Origin of the sequence: Phenylobacterium sp., assembly GCF_004799515.1 — a bacterium.
In the GTDB taxonomy this organism is placed as follows: Bacteria; Pseudomonadota; Alphaproteobacteria; order Caulobacterales; family Caulobacteraceae; genus Phenylobacterium.
On sequence record NZ_SSMX01000008.1, the window covers coordinates 139192 to 155699 of the forward strand.

The 16508-nt window shown below is 71.0% G+C and carries 11 protein-coding genes; 5 read left to right on the forward strand and 6 right to left on the reverse strand.

The window, feature by feature from the left end:
* Positions 1-8: 8 nt before the first annotated feature.
* Positions 9-1106, reverse strand: a complete 1098-nt coding sequence (locus E8A49_RS04500; RefSeq protein ID WP_293376792.1) for a Ppx/GppA phosphatase family protein — start codon at positions 1104-1106, stop codon at positions 9-11.
* 162 nt (positions 1107-1268) lie between these two features.
* Between E8A49_RS04500 and hspQ the strand changes: the two genes are divergently transcribed.
* Positions 1269-1598, forward strand: a complete 330-nt coding sequence (gene hspQ, locus E8A49_RS04505) for a heat shock protein HspQ (protein WP_293376794.1) — start codon at positions 1269-1271, stop codon at positions 1596-1598.
* A 1-nt stretch (position 1599) separates the two neighbouring features.
* Here the strand turns inward: hspQ and E8A49_RS04510 are convergent, their stop codons facing one another.
* Together E8A49_RS04510 and E8A49_RS04515 are read right to left on the reverse strand one after the other, a co-directional pair.
* Entirely contained in the window at positions 1600-2490 is an 891-nt protein-coding gene (locus tag E8A49_RS04510; RefSeq protein WP_293376796.1) for a tetratricopeptide repeat protein, read from the reverse strand.
* Entirely contained in the window at positions 2487-3995 is a 1509-nt protein-coding gene (locus tag E8A49_RS04515; protein WP_293376798.1) for a pitrilysin family protein, read from the reverse strand. The genes E8A49_RS04510 and E8A49_RS04515 overlap by 4 nt, the downstream gene beginning before the upstream one ends.
* Before the next feature lie 188 nt (positions 3996-4183).
* Between E8A49_RS04515 and phhA the strand changes: the two genes are divergently transcribed.
* Entirely contained in the window at positions 4184-5062 is an 879-nt protein-coding gene (gene phhA, locus E8A49_RS04520) for a phenylalanine 4-monooxygenase (RefSeq protein WP_293376800.1), read from the forward strand.
* On the opposite strand, the gene E8A49_RS04525 is transcribed toward phhA, so the two are convergent.
* Both E8A49_RS04525 and E8A49_RS04530 read right to left on the reverse strand, forming a co-directional pair.
* The gene (locus tag E8A49_RS04525; RefSeq protein WP_293376802.1) at positions 5056-9243 is read right to left on the reverse strand and encodes a translocation/assembly module TamB domain-containing protein; all 4188 of its coding nucleotides are present in this window, start codon (positions 9241-9243) and stop codon (positions 5056-5058) included. The genes phhA and E8A49_RS04525 overlap by 7 nt on opposite strands.
* A complete protein-coding gene (locus E8A49_RS04530; RefSeq protein WP_293376804.1) occupies positions 9240-11039 on the reverse strand; it encodes an autotransporter assembly complex family protein in 1800 nt (599 codons plus the stop codon). Before E8A49_RS04530 ends, E8A49_RS04525 begins: the two co-directional genes overlap by 4 nt.
* Positions 11040-11340: 301 nt before the next feature.
* Here E8A49_RS04530 and E8A49_RS04535 point away from each other — a divergent pair, with 301 nt between their 5' ends.
* Genes E8A49_RS04535 through E8A49_RS04545 form a run of 3 tightly spaced genes read left to right on the forward strand, consistent with a single transcriptional unit; the run spans position 11341 to position 14696 of the window.
* Positions 11341-12750, forward strand: coding sequence for a circularly permuted type 2 ATP-grasp protein (locus E8A49_RS04535; RefSeq protein WP_366928783.1), 1410 nt, complete (start codon positions 11341-11343; stop codon positions 12748-12750).
* Positions 12747-13694, forward strand: coding sequence for an alpha-E domain-containing protein (locus E8A49_RS04540; RefSeq protein WP_293376806.1), 948 nt, complete (start codon positions 12747-12749; stop codon positions 13692-13694). The genes E8A49_RS04535 and E8A49_RS04540 overlap by 4 nt, the downstream gene beginning before the upstream one ends.
* 27 nt (positions 13695-13721) lie before the next feature.
* The gene (locus E8A49_RS04545; protein WP_293376808.1) at positions 13722-14696 is read left to right on the forward strand and encodes a transglutaminase family protein; all 975 of its coding nucleotides are present in this window, start codon (positions 13722-13724) and stop codon (positions 14694-14696) included.
* A 172-nt stretch (positions 14697-14868) separates the two neighbouring features.
* Here the strand turns inward: E8A49_RS04545 and E8A49_RS04550 are convergent.
* A partial coding sequence (locus tag E8A49_RS04550) for a hypothetical protein (RefSeq protein WP_293376810.1) occupies positions 14869-16508 on the reverse strand: 1640 nt, incomplete at its 5' end.

The following is a 16508-nucleotide window of genomic DNA, read 5'->3' on the forward strand; positions in this document are numbered from 1 at the left end:
GGCGTCGCTCACTCCGCGGCCTGGGCGGCGGCCAGGCGCTGCCCGCCCCGACGGCGCCGGCGCCGTCGGCCGCCGCCGCTGCGTTCGGCCATCAGCGACAGCAGGATACCCTCGCGCAGCCCCCGGTCGGCGACCCGCACCCGGCTGCAGGGCCAAAGCTCCTGCACCGCCTGCAGGATCGCCGCCCCCGCCAGCACCAGGTCGGCGCGGTCGGGGCCGATGCAGGGCTGATCGGCGCGCTCACGGGCGTTCAGGGACAGGAGCCGTCCGGCCGCCGCCTCGCAGTCGTCCCGGCTCATCCAGATGCCGTCGACGCGGCTCCGGTCATAGCGCGGCAGCTCCAAGTGCAGGCCAGCCAGGCTGGTGATCGCCCCGGAAGTGCCGATCAGGTGCGCGCGGTCGGCGTCGAACACCTCGCGCAGGCTGTCGGCGCGGTCGAAGGCGGCGATCTCGGCCTTCACTGTGTCCACCATGCTGCGGAACCAGGCCTCGGTGGCGATCTCGCCCTCCGGGAAGCGCTCGGCGAGCGTCACCACGCCCATAGGGACCGAAAGCCAGGCGCGCAGCGGCGGCATGCCGCTGGGCGGCGCGCCCTTCAGGTCCACCCAGGAAAGCTCCGTCGAGCCGCCGCCCACGTCGACCACAAGGGCCGCATCGGTGCTGCGGTCGATCAGGTTGAGGCAGCCGGCCACCGACAGGCGCGCCTCCTCCTGCGGCGGAATGATCTGCAGGCGCAGGCCCGTCTCCTCGAACACCCGGTCGAGGAAGGCCTGGCCGTTCTCGGCGATGCGGCAAGCCTGGGTGGCGATGGCGCGCAGGCGCACGACGCGGCGGCGGCGCAGCTTCTCGGCAGCCACCTTCAGCGCCGCCAGCGCCCGCTCCATCGCGTCGTCCGACAGACGTCCGGAGGCCGCCAGCCCCTCGCCCAGCCGCACGATCCGCGAATAGGCCTCCACCACACGGAAACCGCTCGCGCCCTGCGGCGTGGCGATCAGCAGGCGGCAATTGTTGGTGCCCAGGTCGAGCGCCCCGTAGCAGGACGGCTCGCCTGAAGATTTCTCCCGGCCGCGCAAAGCGGCGCCGGGCGCGCTCGGCGCCTCCGTCATGGACGACAACCTGTCCCTCGCAGGCGCAGCCCCTACCGGCGCGCCTGATTTCACAGCGACCCTAGCAAGCCTGCTCGCCTCTCGGAAGGCTTGGCCTTGAACGGAAGGTTTTGAACGCTACGTTCACCTCCCGGTTAGGAGCCGGGGTTTAGATTCGGCGGGATGAACACGCACAGCGCAAAATTCGCCATCGGGCAGGTCGTGCGTCACCGCGTCTATCCGTTCCGTGGCGTGATCTTCGACGTCGACCCCACCTTCTCGAACACCGAGGAGTACTGGCTGTCGATCCCGGAGAACATCCGGCCCCACAAGGACCAGCCCTTCTACCACCTGCTGGCCGAGAACGACGAAAGCTCCTACGTGGCCTACGTCTCGGAGCAGAACCTGGTGCCCGACGACACCGGCGAGCCGGTCGGCCACCCCCAGGCGGCCATGCTGTTCGAGTCCTTCCGCGAGGGGCAGTACAAGCTGCGCCCGCGCATCAGCCACTGAACTAGGACGAGACCTCGACCGAAGGGTTGAGCTTGCGCGCCTGGGCCTTGTCGGCGTCGCCGCCGGGGCCGTCGCCCAGCTGGACGCGGATTTCGCCGCGGGCTTCCCATGAGTTAGCGTTGCGCGGATCGGCCTTCAGGGCCGCGTCATAGAACTCCCGCGCCAGCAAGAGGTCGCCGATCTGGCGATAGGTGTCCGCCTTGGCCGCCAGCGCCATGGGATCGCCCGGCGTCAGCCGCAGCACCGCGTTGAAGTCGCGCAGCGCCCGGTCGTAGTGGCTGAGCTGCTTCCAGGCGACGCCGCGGTTGAACAGCACCACATCGTCCTGGGGCGCGGCGGCGACCGCCTTGTTGAAGTCGGCGATGGCCAGCTCGGGCTTCAGGATCGCCAGGTAGAAGTCGCCGCGGGCGTTCAGCGCCTTGGCGTTGTTCGGCTGCATCGCGACCGCGGCGTCCAGGTCGGCCAGCGCGGCCCTGGCCTTCTTGCCCTTGCCCTCCACGACCCAGCTGTGGCCGCGGGCGGCCAGGGCCTCGGCGTCGCGGGGATTCTGGCCGAGCGCGCGGTTGAAGTCGTTGCGCCCGTCGTCGAAACGGCCCTGGCGCACCAGCATCTGGCCGCGGTCGACCAGGGCGCGGCCGGTGTCGCCCGGCCCCTGGATCGCGCGGTTGTACTCGGCCAGAGCGCCGGCGTTGTCGCCCAGGGCCTCCAGCGTCTCGCCCAGCGCCGCGCGGACGTCCGGCCGGTTCGGGTTGGCCTGAAGCTGGGCGCGGTAGTCGGCCGCGGCGCGCTGCAGCGCCTCGGCGGTCGCCGCCTGCGCCGCGCCGGCCAGGACCGCGAGGCCCGCCGCCAGCGCCGCCGCGCCGAACCGCCATCCGTACCCGCGCCCGCTCATTTCGCCCCCGTGGACTTGTAGGCGTCACTGGTCATGGCGGTGCGGATCTCATCCTCGGAAAGCGGCTTGGGCGAGTTGACCGGCGCCAATGGGCCCCAGCCGGACCAGTCGCGGGCGAAGGCGGCGCGCACCGCCTCGGGGCGGGTGTCCTCCATCAGGACGTCGAAGGCCCGCAGGCCCTCGCGCGGGGCGAGCTGCGGCATGTCGTCCATGACCCGCTGCACCAGCCCCGACGCGCGGGTCGCCGTGGCGTAGGAGCCGAACACCACCGAGCCGCGCACCGACTGGCGCACCTCCTGCAGGCCCTCGTCGGTCTCGTCCTCAGTCGGGCCCTCGGCTTCGAAGCGGCGGATCTCGCCCTCGATCATGCCCACGGCGCGGACCTCCTGTCCGGGCTGCGGGATGATGCCGATGCAGGTCTTCTGGGAATCCGGCCGCGCCTCGTCGCTGATGGAGGCCTCGATGAAAGGGGCGTCCTTGCGGGATCGCAGGACGTTGATGCGCTGCTGCAGGATCGCCTCCCAGAGGCCGCGCAGCAAAAGGGCGTGCAGGCGCTGGTCCGCCGTCGCGCCGGGCGGCTCGGGCGCGGCGACCCGGCAGATGCCGGCGATGGCCGGCAGGCTGGCCTCAGTGACCACATGGGCCTCCGCGCCACGCGCCGAGCCCGGCGGCGCGCGCGGCCCGCGCACCCCGGCCGGGCCATGCGGCGCCCAGTCGCCGAAGGCGGCTTTCACCTTCTGCTCCAGCACGTCGACCGGCAGGTCGCCGGTGATCACCACCACGGCGTTGTCCGGCCGATACCAGCGGTCGTAGAACACCTTCAGCTTGGTGGCGTTCAGCGCCGCCAGCGTCTGCGGCGCGCCCAGCGGGAAGCGGGCGTTGGAGCGCAGATCGCCGTCCTCGAAGGCGTCCATCCGCGTGCGCAGGGCGCGCAGGACGTCGGCCGAGCGCGCCGCCCGCTCCGACTCCATGGCCTGCCGTTCGCGCGCCACATTGGCGTCGCTGAACATCAGGCCATCGGCCACGTCGCGCAGCCACTTGGTGGCCACGTCCAGCTCGCTGGCGTCGGAGGTCGGCAGGTCGAGCTGGTAGAGGGTCTGCTTCAGGTCGCTGGTGGCGTTGCGGTCGCGCCCGAACGTGACGTGCAGGGGCGCGAAGATCAGATCGAGCTGGTGTTCCGGGAACGACCGGGCGTCGTCGAACGCCAGGTGTTCGATCATGTGCGCCGCGCCGCGCTCGTCATCCGCCTCGTCGAAGCTGCCCACCTCGACGCCCAGCCGCAGGGACAGCGCGCCCTTGGGCAGGCTGGTGTGCTGCACCGCGTAGCGCAGGCCGTTGGGCAGGACGCCATAGCGGATCGCCGGATCCCAGCGGACCAGGTCCGGATCGGCCGCCAGGCCCAGGGCCGCGGGCCGCGCGGGCGTCTGGGCGCTGGCCGGGATCGCCAACGCGGTCGTGACCGCCAGGAGGGCCAGAACGGCCGCAAAGGAATATCGTCCGCGCAATCCAACCCCGCTTCCCACTCGGGCTTAGTCTCAAAGGTCCGACGGTGGCAATTGCGAGGCGGCGCTTCGCCGGCATGTGGGCGATTTCACCGCGGCGCCCGGCTTGCGCACATGATCCTCCCGCCAGACCCGGCCTTTGCGGCCAACTCAGAACGGAACTTCCGCGAAGGGCGGGCCATTCTGCGCCCATGAGCGCAGACGGCTTTAGCAACGGCCCGCAGCCCCCGCCGGGCGCTCGGGCCGACTGGACCATCGACCAGGCCTGGGAGAGCTACACCCCGGCCGAGCACCAGGTGTGGATCACCCTCTACGAACGCCAGAGCGCCCTGCTCCATGGCCGCGCGTGCGACCCTTTCCTCCGAGGCCTGGAGGCGCTGGACCTGCACCGCTCCGGCATTCCCGACTTCGCCCGGATCAACGTCGAGCTGAACCGGCTGACCGGCTGGAGCGTGGTGGCGGTGCCCGGCCTGGTCCCCGACGAGGTGTTCTTCGACCACCTGGCCAACCGCCGCTTCCCCGCCGGCCGGTTCATCCGCAAGCCGGAGGAGCTGGACTACCTGCAGGAGCCGGACATCTTCCACGACGTCTTCGGCCATGTGCCGATGCTCACTGACCCGGTGTTCGCCGACTACATGCAGGCCTATGGCCGCGGCGGCCAGCGGGCCATGCAGCGCGGCCAGCTCGCCAATCTGGCGCGGCTCTACTGGTACACAGTGGAGTTCGGCCTGTTGCAGACACCCGAGGGCGCGCGGATCTATGGCGCGGGCATCGTCTCCAGCCGCGCGGAATCGATCTTCGCCCTGGACGATCCCTCGCCCAACCGCCTGGCCTTCGACCTGGAGCGGGTGATGCGCACGCCCTACCGGATTGACGACTTCCAGCAGGTCTATTTCGTGATCCCGTCCCTGCAGGCCTTGCTGGACGCGACCTTGCAGGACTTCGCGGCCCTCTACGGCCGGCTCGAGGCGGCCAACGACATCCCCATCGCCGAGATCCTGCCGAACGACGGGGTGATCACCCGCGGCACCCAGGCCTACGCCACGGCCCGGGCGGAGGCCGCTCAGTAGTCCTTGCGCCAGCGGACGGCCAGGCGCCCGTCGCCCTGACCGCCGACCCGGCTGAGGATCGAGAAGTTCTTCTTCACCCGCCACTCGACCTGCGCCGACGCCCCGTCGCGGCCGCCGCCGGTGAGTTCCAGATAGACGTCTCGCGTCAAGTACTTGCCGCCGGACACCGAGACCGCGCCCGACGTCGAGTCGCCGCCGCCGAACGCCAGGCGGTCGAGCCCGGCGAAGGTGCGCAGATTGCCCAGCACGTCGAACCCGCCGCCCCCGGCCAGGGCCGAGAGCGCCGAGGCCAGCTGGGCGGCCTCCAGACCCGATAGCTGCGCGGCGGAACTGCCAAACAGCACCTGGGACAGGATCTCGTCGTTGGGCAGGCTGGGTGTGGAGGTGAGGCTGATCTCCGGCCGCGCCGCCGTGCCCCGGATGCGCACCTGCGCGGTCAGGGTCGGGTCGTCCCAGGAGGCCGTCAGGTCGAGCCGCACCTGATCGGGCCTGGTCGAGAGATAGACCACGCCGGCGTCGTCGAACTCGAACCGCTTGCCGGCGAACTCATAGTCGCCGCGCACCACGTGCGCCGTGCCGGCCAGCACTGGGTGCGCCGCCGTGCCGGTGACGTGGGCGTCCAGCGAAAGCTCCGCGTCCAGGCCATGGCCCTTCAGGAAGACCCCGCGCGGGGCCTTCAGCGTCACGTCGAGGGAAACGCCGTCGCCGCCGTTGTTGGCCGGCGGCAGGGAGGCCGCCAGGTCGGACGGGCGGTTCTTCTCCACCACGTCCATCGCCACAACTCCGGAGGGGGTCGGCACGCGCGGGGCCACGTCGGCCCGGTCGATGGTGAGCGCCCCTGAGAGCCTGATCTTGCCGTCGGTAGTGCGGTCGATGGTGGTGTGGCCGGAGGCCGAGGCGACGGCGATGTCGTTGTCGATCAGCCGGAAGCCCTTCAGATCGAGGCGGAAGCTGGAGACGCCCTCGCGCGCCAGGCTGATCCGCCCCACGCCCGCCACCGAGCCGCCGTGGCCGTCGACGCCGCCGGCCTGGGTGACGTTGACCGCGTCCTGGGCGAAGTCGGCCTTTAGCGAAACGTCACGCAGGGAGAGCCCCGTGCCGCCGTCGTCGAAGCGGCCGCCTGTCATGGCGATCTGGCCGGCGGCGTTGGGCCTGTCGAGCGTACCGCCGAGCGTGCCCTGCGCCGTCACCTGCCCGGCCAGATTGCGCTCGCCGCCGATCAGCAGGTCCCAGAGCGGGCGCACCTCGCCCTGGGCGGCGAACTTGCCGCTGAGCGGCTTGGTGCGGTCGATGGCGATGCGGAACGGCGCGGCGGTGGCCACGGCGGGCAGGACGGCGCTGGCGTTGGCGGTTAGGCCCTGGGCGTTGGAGGCGGTCATGTCGAGGCTGAGGCCGCCCTCGCCCAGCCGCCCGCGCACCGTCCCATCGATCCCTGAGGCGGCGGGCGTCCCCCGCCCCCGCGCGCCGGTCAGCTTGGCCTCCAGCGTCCCGTCCAGCCGCGCGCCGCGCCCCTGCAGGCTGAGGGTCGCGTCGGTCTTGCCGGACAGGTCGTCGTCCAGCAGGCCCAGCGTCAGGCCGGTGAGTTGGGCGTGGATGTCCGCGCCCGCGTCGGACAGACGCCCGTCGAGGTCGATGCGTCCGCCGTCGGAGGCCGAGAGCTTCAGCCGCGCGCCCTGCTCCGGGCCGCCGAAGCGCAGTTGGGCGGTCTCGGTGGTGCGCAGCTCGCGCCCGCCCAGCCGCCCCTGGCCGTCAAAGCTGGCGAGCCAGCCGGGCTTGGCCTCCGACAGGACGCCGTGGCCGTTGACGCCCCACGTGCCGCCCGCGCCGCCACCGTCCATCGCCCCGGTCGCCTGCGCCGCGTAGGTCAGCCGATAGAGCGTCCCGTCGGCGGTGAGCTTGGCCGCGCGCACCACCACCTGCGAGCCCGGCGCGCGGACCTCGTTGGCGGTGAGGTTGAGGCTGGCGTGCGGCGAGGCGCCCGCGCCGGCGATCCTGACGGTTCCCGCGACCCGGCCCGCGTCGAGGAAGGCGCCCTTGGTCAGCGCCACCTGCAGGTCCGCCGCCGAGGGCTCGGACCGGCGCAGGGAGATGGAGCCCGAGGCCTGCAGCCCGCCAGCGTCCACCGAGAACCCGCTCAGGTCGACCCCGCCCTCGGGGAAACGGAACTCGGTGTGAGCGTGCGCCGGGCCGTAGGCGCTGGCCGCGGCCAGGGTCACCGCGCCGCTGGAGCCGTCCGCCGCCTTCAGGAAGCTCAAGGTTAGGTGGGCGTCCTTCAGCGGCAGGCGGGGGACGTCGATCGAGGCCAGGTCGGCGGTGAGGTCGGCGCGCGGGGCGCCCAGGGTCCCGCTGAGCGCGCCAGAGCCCTTGGCCTTGCCGGCGACCTCCACCGGACCGGCGCGGAATGGCCCCTCGGCGGTCCAGTCGAGCTTGAAGGAGAGGCCGCCGTCAGCCCCCAGGACACCTGCGGTGGCCAGCGTCATGGCCGCGCCGTCGAGACTGGCCTTGCCCACCGACAGCCGCCGGCCCTGCAGGTCGGCCTGCGCCTTCAGGGCGGGTTTCGGCCCCAGCAGCCGGTCGATCTCGGAATAGCCGGTGGCGAGCTTGTCGCCGCGCGCGTCGAGGCTGAAGCTCCAGGGCTGGCCTGCCCGGCCCTGCGAGGCGGACCAGGAGGCCTGGACCGCGCCCGCCGCCCCGGCATGCGCCGCCGACAGGTTGGAGAGCGCGGCCTTGCCCTTGAAGGTGAGGCCGCCCAGTAGGCCGCGCCCGCCTGTGGCGTCGAGCTTCAGCCCCGCGCCCGCCACCGTGAGCTCGCGCAGCAGGAGCCGCCCGTCCGCCAGCCGCGCCCCGTCGAGGTTCGCTCTGGGCGCCGCGCCCAGGAGCGCGCCCAGATAGCCTGCGCCCCGGCCGCCTGCGCCGGCCAGCCTGGCCTTCACGTCCCACTGGCCCGCCGCCTCGGCCACCTCCAGCGGTCCGGTCATCTGGGCGAGCGCATAGCCGCCCACGACGGCATTCGACGCCGCCGCCGTCCCGGCGAAGCGCCACCCGGCCTTGGCTTGCGTCACCCGGCCCGCGATCCGCGCGGGCCCAAGCTCCGGGCCGCCGGTCAGCCGCGAGAGCGCCTGCGTGTCGGCGGCCAGGGCCAGGCCCTGCGGCCCAAGGGCCCGCTTCCCCACATCACCCAGCCCCTGCGTCCGGACGGCCAGGTTTTCAGAGCTGAGCCGGGCGTCCAGGGCGAAGAAGTCCGGTCCGGCCTTGCGTCCCGCCAGCACGAAGCTGACGCTGCGGCCCAGCCTCTGAGCGTAGGGCGCGGTAAGGCTGGAGGCGGTCAGGTCCACGAGGCCACGCGCCACGCCGCCGTCCTGGCTCCAGGCGCCTTCGGCCTTCAGCGGCTTGCGCGCGCCGGAGTTGGCGATGGCAGTGAACTGGCCTTGCGAGAGCTTGCCGCCGGCGGTGACCTCCACCAGGAAGGGCTCCTTCGGCGACAGGCCGAGCGCGCCGGCCAGCGCCCCGCCCTGCGCTTCCTCGCCGTCGATCCGCAAGAGCAGCGGCCGGTGCTTGGCGAGGTCGAAGTCGACGTTGAGGTAGTCGCCGGGGCGCAGGACGCTGCCCGCCCGCACGCTGCCGCGCTGGCCGCCGCTGCGCCCCATGTGCAGCTTCAGGTTCACGTCATAGACGCCGCGCTCGTAGCTGAAGGCCGGCGCGAGTTCGACGCGGGCCTGGGCTTGGTCGATCTGGAACGCCACCGGCAGACCGGTGTCGGCGCCCTTGGGCCCCAGATTCGGGCGCCGCAGGATCTTCAGGGCCCCGGCTTCGATGTGGCTGGCGTGGAAACGGCGGTTGAGGAGTTCCAGGTAACTCCATGTCATATGTACGTTATCGGCCTCCAGCCAGGCGCCGGCCTCGTCGTTGATGGTAAGCTTGCGGATCTCTACATCGCGCCAAAGATCGCCGCCCAGGCCCTCCACCTTCAGCCGCCCGAACCGCCCGAGTTTCAGTCCGTCGGCCGCCGCCTCGATCAGCAGCCGGCCCTGCGGCAGCAGGACGCCGTAGCGCACGCCCAGAAAGGTCAGCGCGAACACCGCCAGGACGCCGAGCGCCATGCCTAGGATGGCCTTCGGCAGCCGCGCGCGGGTCCGGCGGCGGGTGGGCGCAGCTTCAGGGGCGTCATCCGGCGCGCTCAAAAGCTCTGCCCGATGCTGACGTAGACCTGCAGCGGCGACTCGCCGTGCCCATTGGTCACCGGCGTCGCCAGGTCCACGCGGATGGGCCCGAAGCCCAGGTTGTAGCGCACCCCGACACCCGCCCCGACGCTGGTGTCCTGGAAGTTCGGGAACTGGCCGCTGCCCACCGTGCCGCCGTCGATGAACACCACCAGGCCCCACTTCTCGGTCAGCCGGCGGCGCAGCTCGATCGAGACCTCGGCCAGCGACAGCCCGCCCTCCGGCGTGTTGTCCGACAGCCTGGGTCCAACCTCCTGATAGCCGAAGCCGCGCACCGAGCCGCCGCCGCCGGCGAAGAACCGCTGCGGCGCCGGGATGTCGTCCACCGTGCCGTTGGTGATGCTGCCCACGTGAAGGCGCGCGGCCAGCACCGTGTCGCCCTTCAGGTCGAAGGGGATGTAGCCGGAGACCTGGCTCTGCAGCTTCACGAAGGGGAATTCGCCGTCGCCGGTCAGCAGGGTGGGCTCGATCCGCGCGCTGATCCGCCAGCCGCGCGTCGGGTCCAGCGGATTGTCGGAACGGTCCAGCGCCATGTCGAGGAGGCCCGTGAAGGTCACCAGGTCGCGGCCCAGGGGCGTCAGGGTCTCGACGCCCAGCTCGCTGGTGCGGCTGACGTCGATGGAACCGCCCCAGGTGAAATAGGTGCCCGTGAGCCCGAAGGTGGCGTTGCGGCCCCAGCGGTGGGTGACGTCGGCGCTGACCATCACACCCTGCTGGTCGTAGGCGGGCGTGTTGGTGTCATAGACCGCGCTGCGCAGGGCCAGGGTCTGCTGGGCGGTCAGCCAGTGCGGCAGGGAAAGATCGAGCTCGATGCGGTTGTCGAGGTTGGAGACCCGTCCCAGCACCGAGAAGGTGTCGGCGCGCCCCAGAAGGTTGTAGCGCGTCCACTTGGCGTCCAGGCCCAGACCGTCGGTGGTGTCGTAGCTCGCCCCCAGCTCGACGGTGCGCTTGTCGCGTTCGGCCAGGCTGACCACCACCGGCCTCAGGCCATCGGGCGTCAGGTCGCTGACCGGCGCGAGCGCCACGGTCACCGACTGGTATACCTGGGTGTCGAGCAGCCGCCGTTCCAGCTCCGCGACGTCATCGGGGTCGTAGGTCGCCCCGTGGGTCCAGGGCGCCAAGTGCTCCAGCCACTCCGGATGGGTGCGGCCGTGGGATTCGAGCTGGATGGAATCCAGACGGACGAGGTCGCCGGCAACGATGCGGTAGTCGGGCGTGACGGTGTCGTCGGCGTGGTCGATGACCACTTCGCGCGGCTGGGCCTTCACGTCGGCGTAGCCGCGCTTCTGCACCGCTGCGACCGCCCGGCCCTCCGCGGCGACCACGTCGGCGGCGCGGCCCGGCGCGCCGGGCTTCAGCGCCAGGGCGGATTCGGCCGCGGCCAGGGTCTTGGGGTCCGGCGTCGCGCCCACCCAGTCGATGTGGGCGTGGCCCAGGGTGAAGCGCGGGCCGGGCGTGACCTTGACCCGGGCCTTGGGCGCGTCGCCCTCGCCCACGTCAGGCTCGACGTCATAGGCGTAGTAGCCTTCGGAGCGCAGGACGGCGATGGCGTCCTCGGCGGCCTCGCGAGCGCGGCGGCGGGCTTCGAAGCGATTCTCGATGGGCTTGTCGGCCGCCCCCACAGCCTGGCCGATCGCCGCGCGAAGGTCCGCCGGCAAGGTCCCCTCGATCTGCGCCTTGGGCTCGGCCGCTGCGGCGGCAAGACCCTGCAGGCACAGGGCTGCGCCAGCGCTGACGGCAAAGACCAGTCGAGCCAAGCTCTCGAATCCTTAAGCCCGCCCCAAGCTTCGGGTGTAACGGCGCGCCTGCGGACTGTCACGTCCGCCCCCGTCGGCGCCCCCTGTCTGGCGCCTCCGGATGGGCGCCCAAAGCCTGGGCGCCTGGCTTTCGCGCCGCCGCGTGCGGACGAATGGCCGCGCCCATCTTCCTGTCTGGCCCTAAGGGTCTTACGACTAGGCGATCGAGAGGGGGACGTCAGGCGTGGAGTTGGGCGTAGCCAAGGACCAGGCGAGCGATCGCGCGGACGAGACCGTCGCGTCGGCCGGGCCCTATGACGAGATGCGCGACGCCGGCGGCGGCGTGCGGCCGCACTACGTCGCCCTGGCCGAGCGCCTGCAGACCCTGAGCGCGGACGAACTGGCCGAGCGGCAACGGACGCTGGAGCGCTTCTTCCTGCTGCAGGGCATCACCTTCACCGTCTATGGCGCGGAAAGCTCCACCGAGCGGATCATCCCCACCGACCTCCTGCCGCGGATCATCCCGGCGGAGGAATGGAAGACCATCGAGGCGGGCCTGACCCAGCGGCTGCGCGCGCTGAACATGTTCCTGGCCGACATCTATTCGGGCCAGCAGATCCTGATGGACGGGGTCGTGCCGCGCGACCTGGTGCTGATGGCGCCCAGCTACCGGCGCGAGATGCAGAACCTCTATGTGCCGCACGGGGCCTACGCCAACGTCTGCGGCTCGGACCTGATCCGGCAGCCGGACGGCAAGTTCGCGGTGCTGGAGGACAATCTGCGCGTCCCTTCCGGCGTTTCCTACATGCTGGCCAACCGCGAGGCCTCCAAGCGGGTGTTCCCGGGCACCTTCCGCGGCGCGGGCGTGCGGCCCATCGACCGCTATCCCGACCTGTTGCTCACCACCCTGAAGAGCATGGCGGCCGACTGGCGGCCGAACCCGCAGGTCGTGGTGCTGACCCCCGGGGTCTACAACTCCGCCTACTTCGAACACGCCTATCTGGCGCGGCTGATGGGCGTGCCGCTGGTCGAGGGCCGCGACCTCGTGGTGCACGACAACATGGTCTACATGCGCACCACCACGGGCCTGCGGCGCATCGACATCATCTACCGCCGCGTCGACGACGACTTCATCGACCCGCTCACCTTCCGGCGCGATAGCGGGCTGGGGTCGGCCGGCCTGTTCAACGCGTACCGCGCCGGCAATGTGGTGATCTGCAACGCGCCCGGCACGGGCGTCGCCGACGACAAGGCGGTCTACGCCTATGTGCCGGAGATCATCCGCTACTACCTGGGCGAGGACGCCATCCTGCCCAACATCGAGACCTATCTGTGCCGCGAGCCGGCGCAGCTCAGCCATGTGCTGGCCAACCTCGACAAGCTGGTGGTCAAGGCGGTGGGCGCATCGGGCGGCTATGGCATGCTGGTGGGGCCGCACTCCACCAAGGCCCAACAGGACGAGTTCGCCACGGCCCTGCGCGCCGACCCCGGCAACTACATCGCCCAACCGACCATCCAGCTCTCCACCGCGCCCTGCCTGATCGACCATGAGATCGACGCCCGCCACGTGGACCTGCGCCCCTTCATCCTGTCCGGCGAGAAGATCACCGTGACGCCCGGCGCGCTGACCCGCGTGGCCCTGCGCAAGGGCTCCCTGGTGGTCAACTCCAGCCAGGGCGGCGGGTCGAAAGACACCTGGGTGCTGACCGACCGCAAGGATCTGCAGCCATGATGCTCGCGCGGGTCGCCGACAGCCTTTACTGGATCGGCCGCTATGTGGAGCGGGCCGAGCACCTGTGCCGGCTCTCCGACGTCATGCTGACCGCGACGCTGGACCGCACGGAATCGGCCACCCAGATCGCCCGCATCGCCCTGGCCGCCGTGGGCGACCCGGACGACGCCGGCAAGGCGCGCAACCCCTACGAGGCGGCGCTGGCCCTGGTCCTGGACCGCGAGGACCCTGGCTCGGTGGCCAGCTCGCTGGCCCGCGCCCGGGAGAACGCCCGCCAGGTGCGCGACCAGATCACCACCGAGACCTGGGAGCGGCTGAACCTCATCCACCTGCGGATGACCGATCCGCGCGCGCCGCAGGCCTTCGCCGACGGCAGCCAGGCCTTCCTGCACGACACCATCGCCGACCTGCACCTGTTCAAAGGCGCCGCCGACGCCACCATGAGCCATGGCGAGGGCTGGCGGTTCCTGCTGCTGGGCGTCTACCTGGAGCGCGCCCAGCTGATCGGCGCCCTCCTGGAGGTCTGCTTTGGCGACCGCAACCGGCGCGCCATCAACGACCACTCTGCACTGACCGGCCTCCTGCGGATGAGCTGCGCGCTGGAGCCCTATCTTAGGGTCTACACCGCCGACATGCAGCCGACCTTCATCCTGGAGTTCCTGCTGCTGGACGAGGACTTCCCGCGCTCGGTGCGCTTCTGCACGGCGCGGATCGAGGAGCATCTTTCCTCGCTCAGCCGCCACGTGGAGGCCGCCGGCCTTTCGGCGCCCGACCGCCTGGCCGGGCGGCTGCGCGCGCGGCTGCAGTACGCGGAGATCGGCGAGGTGCAGGCCAGCGGCTCCAGCGCCTTCCTGGGCGCGGTGCTGGACGAGTGCGCCGCCGTCCACCGCCAAGTCTACGAGACCTTCGTCGCCTACACCCTCGAACAGCGGCTTCCCGCCTGATCCGGCCGCTTGAAGGACTGACCGACCGTGCTCCTCGCTGTCCGCCACTCGACCCGCTACCACTACGATGAGCCCGTGCGCGAGAGCGTCATGGAGGTCTGGATGCAGCCGCAGAAGCGGGCGCATCAGCGGCTGATCAGCTTCGACCTGGACCTCGACCCGGCCGCGCAGCTGTTCTCCTACGCCGACACCTTCGGCAACGCCGTCTACCACTTCGACATCCCGCAGCCGCATCAGGCCCTGACCATCACCGCCCGCTCGGCAGTGGAGACCGAGCCGCCGCCCGCCCTGCCCGACCGCCTCGACCGCGGCGAGTGGGACCGGCTGAAGTCGGATTTCGTGCGCGGCGAGCATTTCGACTACCTGCACGCCCATGGCTTCGCCGGGCCGACGCCGGCGCTGGCGGCCTTCGTCGCCGAGAAGAACCTCGAGGAGCTGCGGGTGCGCGATCCGCTGAGCGCAATCCAGGAGCTCAGCCAGGCCGTCTACGCCGCCTTCGCCTATGAGGCGGGCGTCACCCGCGCGGACTCGCCGATCGACGACGTGCTGGAGGCGCGCAAGGGCGTCTGCCAGGACTTCGCCCATGTGATGATCGCCATCTGCCGCGGCTGGGGCGTGCCGGCGCGCTATGTGTCCGGCTACCTGTTCACCGACCGCAAGGCCGGCGACCGCTCCGACCCCGACGCCACCCACGCCTGGGTGGAGGTCTTCCTGCCCAGTCTGCGCTGGGTGGGGTTCGATCCGACCAACAACATCCCGGCCGGCGAGCGCCATATCGCCTGCGCGGTCGGCCGCGACTATTCCGACGTGCCGCCGTCGCGGGGCGTCTACAAGGGCGAGGCCGAGAGCGAGCTGGCGGTGGGCGTCACGGTGCGCAAGGCGCGCGCGGCGGTCAGCGAGCCGGAGTTCCTGCGCATCTCCCAGCCGGCGCCGCGCCCCGGCCAACGCCGCGCCCAGTACTCGGGCCTGGCCTACGACCAGCAGCGCCAGCAACAGCAATAGCGGCAAGGGCGCTGCGGCGGGAAAGCGCGCTTACGCGGACGCTTTGACCCTCCGTCCGGATGGGGCCGAGATGGCGCGCCGGAAGGCCATCGTAGCCCGCCGCAGCGATTTCAATCTAGGGCGTCAGGTGGGGCGACGGTAGGCCCGCCGCCCCGATCCTTGACGTGGAGCCTCAGCGGCCGCCGGCCGTGGGCGTCGACGCCGCCGGCTTCGGCGAGTCGAAGGAGTCCGCATCGGCGCGATGGTGCTGGCCGCCCATGCCCATCTTGCTGAGCGCGACCTTCAACTCGGCCTTGTCGATCACGCCGTCATGGTTGGTGTCGATCTCGTCGAACTTGGCGAGCAGCATCTTGCCCATCTGGCCGCGCAGTTCGGCCTTCTCGAGCTTACCGTCGAGGTTCTTGTCCATCGCCCCCATTAGCCGGACTTCGGCGAAGCGGCCGTCAGAGTCGATCTGCTGGGCGGAGGTCTCGTCCATCCAGCGGAAATCGATCTGGGTGAACAGCATCTCCTGGAAGGACTGCTCGCCCCAGGTGACCTCGATGTTCGGATCGGGGTTGTGCGGGTTGCGCTTGGAGTTGTCGTACCAGTAGTGGGCGATCAACTTCGACCCGGCCGGGATCTTCACCGGCTCGGCGAAGGTGTAGGCCCGCTGCCAGTTGAAGTCATAGCGCGGCAGGCTGATCAACAGCTTCTGCTTGCCGTCCGGCGTCTGCAGCCACAGGTCGCTCGCCGTGGCGCGGTAGTGTGCGTGGATAAAGGCGTCGTAGAGCAGCGCGTCCTTGGAGAACTCGGTGTAGGCCATCTCCATGTGGTGGCCCGCGTTCGCCGGGATATCGATCGTCGGATCGCTGATCACCGTCTGGCGCATGATGTACTTGGGCGCATCCTTGCGGAAGTAGACGCCGATCTGGGAGTTGTCGGTCGTTTCCTTGCCATAGGGCGTGTAGTGCATTTGGAAGCCCACGGCCCCGCCGGGCGGCAGGTAGGTGCCGACGTCGCCGTCGAACACGTCGGCTTCCGAGCCCACCGCATAGCGGCCCACCGAGGCGCGCCATTGGCCTTCGTTGGAGGTCTTGCCCTGCGGGACATCGGGGATCCAGCCGGTCAACACGTGGTGCACAGCCTGGCGGTCGCCCGGCTTCACCGCTGTGGCGCGGATCCAGTGGCCTTCGGTGGTCGGGTTGACCGTGAAGGGCCGCTGATAGTCGACCACGCCCGAGGCCGGGACATTGTACGACGGGATGTTGAGCACCAGGTCTGGCTGGCCGAGCGGCCAGGCGGCGGCCACATGCTTCACCGCGCCCAGCGGATCCGTACCCTCGCCGCGCGGCGCGCCCTCGTCCACCCAGTGGACCAAGGTCTTGATCTCGTCGGGCGACAGACGCTTGTCATCGGAGAAATGGCCCACGCGCGGATCGGCGTGATAGGGCGGCATCCGGTCGGTGCGGATCACCTCGCGGATCATCGGGGCGAAGCCCTTGACCATCGCATAGTTGTTGAAGGCCATCGGGCCGATGCCGCCTTCTTCGTGGCAGGCCACGCAATGCTTATCGAGGATCGGCGCCACGTCCTTGACGTAGGTGATCTGCGCCTTGGCGTCCCGGTCCGGGAAGGCGATGGCCGCCCCGGCGCTCGCGCCGCCGGAGGCCGCCGGCTGGCCGGCCAGCATGGCGTCCAGCGCCGCCGGCAGGGCCGCGACGGACCCGCGCCAGGCCACTTGCCAGGTCTTCGGATTGATCACGATGGCCTCGGCCGAGCGGGTGACGCCCAGGCCCTCGCCGATGATCTGCTTGTCGTCCATCAGGACGG

Excerpts from the sequence above, each read along its gene's own strand:
- hspQ (WP_293376794.1), top strand. The coding sequence starts at position 1,269 with ATGAACACGCACAGCGCAAAATTCGCCATCGGGCAGGTCGTGCGTCAC.
- E8A49_RS04535 (WP_366928783.1), top strand. The coding sequence starts at position 11,341 with ATGCGCGACGCCGGCGGCGGCGTGCGGCCGCACTACGTCGCCCTGGCC.
- E8A49_RS04540 (WP_293376806.1), top strand. The coding sequence starts at position 12,747 with ATGATGCTCGCGCGGGTCGCCGACAGCCTTTACTGGATCGGCCGCTAT.
- E8A49_RS04500 (WP_293376792.1), bottom strand. The coding sequence starts at position 1,106 with ATGACGGAGGCGCCGAGCGCGCCCGGCGCCGCTTTGCGCGGCCGGGAG.
- E8A49_RS04510 (WP_293376796.1), bottom strand. The coding sequence starts at position 2,490 with ATGAGCGGGCGCGGGTACGGATGGCGGTTCGGCGCGGCGGCGCTGGCG.
- phhA (WP_293376800.1), top strand. The coding sequence starts at position 4,184 with ATGAGCGCAGACGGCTTTAGCAACGGCCCGCAGCCCCCGCCGGGCGCT.